The sequence below is a fragment of the Mucilaginibacter achroorhodeus genome (assembly GCF_007846095.1).
In the GTDB taxonomy this organism is placed as follows: domain Bacteria; phylum Bacteroidota; class Bacteroidia; order Sphingobacteriales; family Sphingobacteriaceae; genus Mucilaginibacter; species Mucilaginibacter achroorhodeus.
This window is the reverse complement of record NZ_VOEI01000012.1, coordinates 1-5,545: the sequence shown is the minus strand read 5'-3', so window position 1 is coordinate 5,545 and position 5,545 is coordinate 1. Positions and strand designations below refer to the sequence as shown.

The window sequence follows — 5,545 nt, the reverse complement described above, 5'->3', positions numbered from 1 at the left end:
TAAACGCAAAAAAGCCTTCTCCTGTTTCCAGTGAAGGCTTTCTAATAAAGGTTGGCACCGACCTACTCTCCCACATTTTACTGCAGTACCATCGGCTCTGGCGGGCTTAACTTCTCTGTTCGGAATGGGAAGAGGTGGACACCGCCGATATAGGCACCTGAAGATCTTTTGTTAGTATTTAGTAGTTAGTATCAGGTATCAAGACCTTTACCAACACTGCTAACAAGATTTTATATGTTTATGATTTTCGCATGCTTTGTATCTATATACTTGACACTATATACTCGCTACCATCATCAAACAATGACATATTATTGAAAGAAGTAATTTTTAGAGAAAACAACAGCAATTTCTTCTGTTAGAGAAAGCTTCGGATAATTAGTATTACTCGACTTTGATGTCACCACCTTTATATCTGTAACCTATCAACGTAGTAGTCTGCTACGATCCTATAAGGAAGTCTCATCTCGTGGCTAGTTTCGCACTTAGATGCTTTCAGCGCTTATCTATTCCCAACGTAGCTACTCTGCAGTACACCTGGCGGCATAACAGATTCACCAGAGGTTAGTCCAACCCGGTCCTCTCGTACTAAGGTCAGCCCCACTCAAACTTCCAACGCCCACAACAGATAGGGACCGAACTGTCTCGCGACGTTCTGAACCCAGCTCGCGTGCCACTTTAATGAGCGAACAGCTCAACCCTTGGGACCTTCTCCAGCCCCAGGATGTGACGAGCCGACATCGAGGTGCCAAACCTCCCCGTCGATATGAGCTCTTGGGGGAGATCAGCCTGTTATCCCCAGCGTACCTTTTATCCTTTGAGCGATGGCCCTTCCATGCAGAACCACCGGATCACTATATCCGTCTTTCGACCCAGCTCGACTTGTCTGTCTCACTGTCAAGCAAGCTTATGCTATTGCACTCCGCGTACGGTTACCAAGCGTACTGAGCTTACCTTTGAAAGCCTCCGTTACCTTTTTGGAGGCGACCACCCCAGTCAAACTACCCGCCAAACAATGTCCCCGACATGATCGGGTTAGACACCAAATACAGAAAGGGTGGTATTTCAACGTTGGCTAACCTACTCCTAGCGAAGCAGGATCACAGCCTCCCACCTATCCTACACATCCTGTATCCGATATCAATGTTAAGTTGTAGTGAAGGTGCATGGGGTCTTTCCGTCCCGTTGCGGGTAACCGGCGTCTTCACCGATACCACAATTTCACCGAGCTCATGGCTGAGACAGCGCCCAGATCGTTACACCATTCGTGCAGGTCGGAACTTACCCGACAAGGAATTTCGCTACCTTAGGACCGTTATAGTTACGGCCGCCGTTTACTGGGGCTTCGATTCAATGCTTCGCCTTGCGACTAACATCCCCTCTTAACCTTCCAGCACCGGGCAGGTGTCAGGCCTTATACGTCATCTTTCGATTTTGCAAAGCCATGTGTTTTTGTTAAACAGTCGCCTGGGCCTTTTCACTGCGGCTGACATTGCTGCCAGCGCCCCTTCTCCCGAAGTTACAGGGCCATTTTGCCGAGTTCCTTAGCCATGATTCACTCGAGCACCTTAGGATTCTCTCCTCGACTACCTGTGTCGGTTTACGGTACGGGTTTTTATAACCTGAAGCTTAGCGGGTTTTCTTGGAAGTCTGATTACCTGAACTATCCCGTCCCCCGAAGGTTCTGAGTACTATCAGCTTTCAGCAAGGTCTGCGTACTTAACTACAAACCCTATACCTACGGCCTTTAACGAACTATTCCGTCAGTTCGCGTCAGTTTCACTACTCCGTCACCGCATCGCAGTTATAAAAAGTACTGGAATATTAACCAGTTGTCCATCGGCTACGCCCTTCGGCTTCACCTTAGGCCCCGACTAACCCTGATCCGATTAGCGTTGATCAGGAAACCTTAGTCTTTCGGTGGGCGGGTTTCTCTCCCGCCTTATCGTTACTTATGCCTACATTTGCTTTTCTATAATCTCCACAGTCAGTTGTCCTTCCTGCTTCACCGACATATAGAATGCTCCCCTACCAGATACATTACTGTAAATCCATAGCTTCGGTATAACGCTTAATGCCCGTTTATTATCCATGCCCGATCGCTCGACTAGTGAGCTGTTACGCACTCTTTAAATGAATGGCTGCTTCCAAGCCAACATCCTAGCTGTCTGTGCAATCGGACCTCGTTAGTTCAACTTAGCGTTAATTTGGGGACCTTAGCTGATGGTCTGGGTTCTTTCCCTCTCGGCCATGGACCTTAGCACCCATAGCCTCACTGCAGTGTATATTAAATAGCATTCGGAGTTTGTCTGGATTTGGTAGGATTTGACTCCCCCGCACCCAATCAGTAGCTCTACCTCTATCTAACTTTACCACCACGCTGTTCCTAAAAACATTTCGGGGAGTACGAGCTATTTCCCAGTTTGATTAGCCTTTCACCCCTACCCACAGATCATCCGGAAACTTTTCAACGTTTATCGGTTCGGTCCTCCAGTACCTGTTACGGCACCTTCAACCTGTCCATGGGTAGATCACAAGGTTTCGCGTCTACCCCCTCTGACTATACGCCCTATTCAGACTCGCTTTCGCTTCGGCTGCGTGGCTTAACCACTTAACCTTGCCAGAGAGGAGTAACTCGTAGGCTCATTATGCAAAAGGCACGCCGTCACGGAACATGTCCGCTCCGACCGCTTGTAAGTACACGGTTTCAGGTTCTATTTCACTCCCCTGTTCGGGGTTCTTTTCACCTTTCCCTCACGGTACTGGTTCACTATCGGTCTCTCAGGAGTATTTAGCCTTACCGGATGGTGCCGGCAAATTCCCACAAGGCGTCTCCAACCTCGCGGTACTCAGGATACCACTATCTTACTATTACTTACCCGTACGCAGCTATCATGCTCTATGGCAGGGTTTCCCACCCCTTTCCGGTTCATTTTAGTAGTCATATTGTGGTCCTATAACCCCGGCTATGCCGTAACATAGCCGGTTTGGGCTTCTTCCATTTCGCTCGCCACTACTCTGGAAATCACTGTTGTTTTCTCTTCCTCTGCTTACTTAGATGTTTCAGTTCAGCAGGTTTGCGCATTTATGCAACTATTCTTCAAATAGTTAGGTTTCCCCATTCGGAAATCACCGGATCAATTCATATTTGCTGATCCCCGGTGCTTATCGCAGCTTATCACGTCCTTCATCGCCTCTGAGAGCCAAGGCATCCCCCGTGTACCCTTTCTTACTTTCTTCTAATATCATTGCTGCTTTTGCTCAGCACGATACGATTTTATTATTTCGAGTCTTTTCAGTCTTTAGTATCAAGTAGCAAGTATCAAGTCCGGAGACTTTTTACTTTGAACTTTCAACTTCGGACTCAAAAAGTCCCTACTGTTGTCTTCTCTTCAATTTACTTCTTCCAATATGTCAAAGAACGTTTTGCTTAGTATCAAGCCGCTAGTATCAGGTATCAAGACTAATCTTGCTACTATATACTTGCTACTTGTTACCCTTAGCATGGTGGAGAATAACGGATTCGAACCGTTGACCCCCTGCGTGCAAGGCAGGTGCTCTAGCCAGCTGAGCTAATCCCCCTTTCAGATGTTTTTAGTATCAAGTCGTTAGTATTTAGTATCAAGACGTTTTCTTGCTACTTTACACTTGCTATTTGCTACCTTCACCTCGTAGTCCCGAGCAGATTTGAACTGCTGACCCCTACATTATCAGTGTAGTGCTCTAACCAAGCTGAGCTACAGGACTGTTTCCTTTAGTTTGCAGTTTTCAGTGCGCAGTTATCAGTGTTTTACTGCCTACTGCCAACTGCTGACTGCCAACTGTGCTCCGGGCTTGTGCCAGGCTCCCTGATGGCTTCATCTTCCGGGTTTGTGTTTCATTATAATAAGAAAAGATAATGCAGGTAACAGCAGTGCTGTTATGTTTAACAAAGTAGTTAGCGGGATAATGCTCCAGAAAGGAGGTATTCCAGCCACACCTTCCGGTACGGCTACCTTGTTACGACTTAGCCCCAGTTACCGACTTTACCCTAGGCGGCTCCTTGCGGTTACCGACTTCAGGTACTTCCAGCTTCCATGGCTTGACGGGCGGTGTGTACAAGGCCCGGGAACGTATTCACCGCGTCATTGCTGATACGCGATTACTAGCGAATCCAACTTCACGGGGTCGAGTTGCAGACCCCGATCCGAACTGTGAATGGCTTTAAGAGATTGGCATCCTGTTGCCAGGTAGCAGCCCTCTGTACCATCCATTGTAGCACGTGTGTAGCCCCGGACGTAAGGGCCATGATGACTTGACGTCGTCCCCTCCTTCCTCTCTATTTGCATAGGCAGTCTGTTTAGAGTCCCCATCATTACATGCTGGCAACTAAACATAGGGGTTGCGCTCGTTGCGGGACTTAACCCAACACCTCACGGCACGAGCTGACGACAGCCATGCAGCACCTAGTTTCGTGTCCCGAAGGACTGAGACGTCTCTGTCTCATTCACTAACTTTCAAGCCCGGGTAAGGTTCCTCGCGTATCATCGAATTAAACCACATGCTCCTCCGCTTGTGCGGGCCCCCGTCAATTCCTTTGAGTTTCACCCTTGCGGGCGTACTCCCCAGGTGGAACACTTAACGCTTTCGCTTAGACGCTGACCGTATATCGCCAACATCGAGTGTTCATCGTTTAGGGCGTGGACTACCAGGGTATCTAATCCTGTTTGATCCCCACGCTTTCGTGCCTCAGTGTCAATGACACCATAGTAAGCTGCCTTCGCAATTGGTGTTCTGTGACATATCTATGCATTTCACCGCTACTTGTCACATTCCGCCTACCTCTAGTGTATTCAAGCCCATCAGTATCAAAGGCACTGCGATAGTTGAGCTACCGTCTTTCACCCCTGACTTAATAGGCCACCTACGCACCCTTTAAACCCAATAAATCCGGATAACGCTTGGATCCTCCGTATTACCGCGGCTGCTGGCACGGAGTTAGCCGATCCTTATTCTTACCGTACATTCAGCTTCGTATACATACAAAGGTTTATTCCGGTACAAAAGCAGTTTACAACCCGTAGGGCCGTCTTCCTGCACGCGGCATGGCTGGTTCAGGCTTGCGCCCATTGACCAATATTCCTTACTGCTGCCTCCCGTAGGAGTCTGGTCCGTGTCTCAGTACCAGTGTGGGGGGTCATCCTCTCAGATCCCCTAAACATCGTAGCCTTGGTAAGCCGTTACCTTACCAACTAGCTAATGTTCCGCATGCCCATCTTAATCCTATAAATATTTGATCATTCTATGATGCCATAAATTGATTTTATGCGGTGTTAATCTCTCTTTCGAGAGGCTATCCCCCTGATTAAGGTAGGTTACATACGTGTTACGCACCCGTGCGCCACTCTCATGAAAAGCAAGCTTCTCAATCCCGTCCGACTTGCATGTATTAGGCCTGCCGCTAGCGTTCATCCTGAGCCAGGATCAAACTCTCCATTGTAAAATGTGTTGTTTGTATCCAGACCCTATTAACTCAATCAATAGAAATCTGTAAAAATATTATTCT

2 tRNA genes and 3 rRNA genes are annotated in these 5,545 nt (G+C 47.9%); all 5 read right to left on the bottom strand.

The window, feature by feature from the left end:
• Positions 1-49 precede the first annotated feature (49 nt).
• Positions 50-161: ribosomal RNA gene (gene rrf / locus FPZ42_RS19065) — 5S ribosomal RNA — on the bottom strand.
• A gap of 198 nt (positions 162-359) precedes the next feature.
• Positions 360-3,239, bottom strand: a 23S ribosomal RNA gene (locus FPZ42_RS19060).
• A 266-nt stretch (positions 3,240-3,505) separates the two neighbouring features.
• A tRNA-Ala gene (locus FPZ42_RS19055) sits at positions 3,506-3,582 on the bottom strand.
• Between the two features lie 90 nt (positions 3,583-3,672).
• Positions 3,673-3,747 (bottom strand) — tRNA-Ile (locus FPZ42_RS19050).
• 210 nt (positions 3,748-3,957) lie between these two features.
• Positions 3,958-5,479, bottom strand: a 16S ribosomal RNA gene (locus FPZ42_RS19045).
• The 16S, 23S and 5S rRNA genes sit together here with 2 tRNA genes alongside, the layout of an rRNA operon.
• Positions 5,480-5,545 lie beyond the last annotated feature (66 nt).